Genomic DNA, 620 nt, shown 5'->3' with positions numbered 1-620 from the left:
CCTCGCGGAGTCGTGGCTTTCGGTCCCGGCCGACCGCGTGAGCTTCAGCGAACTCAAACTCGACCAGGAGTACCGCGAGGCGCTCGAAGCGGAAATCGCGTCGAACCCCGAGCCCTTCAACGGCGATCCGCCCCGCGACGTGCTCCATCGACACCTCGGCTCCAGCATTCGAGTCGTCGACTCCTGAGAATCGTCGATTCCTGAGGGTCGACGAGCGAGGATCCGTCACCGATCACGGCTCGAATCGACCGATTCGAATTCGACCCGACGAAATACACTTACGCGGGGGCGTCCTATAGCCGGTCCAATGGTCCCCTCCGACCCCGACGCCGACTACGACTTCTGGCTGTTCGACCTCGACGGCACGATCGTCGACGCCGAGTGGTCCTACACCCGCGAGGTGTTCGACCGCGTTGGCGAGCGTCTCGGCCGGGAGTTCACCGACCGGGAGGCCGAGATCGTCTGGCACGGCCTCGGCGGAGCGCGAGACCCCCAGCTCCGGGCGTGGGGGATCGACCCCGAGGAGTTCTGGCCGGCGTTTCACGCCGTCGAAGACCCGCAGGCCCGCGCGGAGGCGACGTACCTCCACGACGACGCCGCGGCGTTAGTCTCTGAACTCA

At 66.5% G+C, this 620-nt stretch carries 1 protein-coding gene and 1 pseudogene; both read left to right on the top strand.

Features of this window, described 5'->3' with window-relative positions; translation table 11 throughout:
• The coding region (lwrS, locus tag DEQ92_RS23570) for an LWR-salt protein (RefSeq protein WP_158547653.1) at window positions 1-187 on the top strand (187 nt) is incomplete at its 5' end.
• 120 nt (window positions 188-307) lie between these two features.
• Window positions 308-620: pseudogene (locus DEQ92_RS21395) on the top strand (HAD family hydrolase); the annotation flags it as partial.

Source organism: Haloferax sp. Atlit-6N (genome assembly GCF_003383195.1).
Classification (GTDB): domain Archaea; phylum Halobacteriota; class Halobacteria; order Halobacteriales; family Haloferacaceae; genus Haloferax; species Haloferax gibbonsii.
This window is presented reverse-complemented; position numbering and strand designations above follow the sequence as displayed.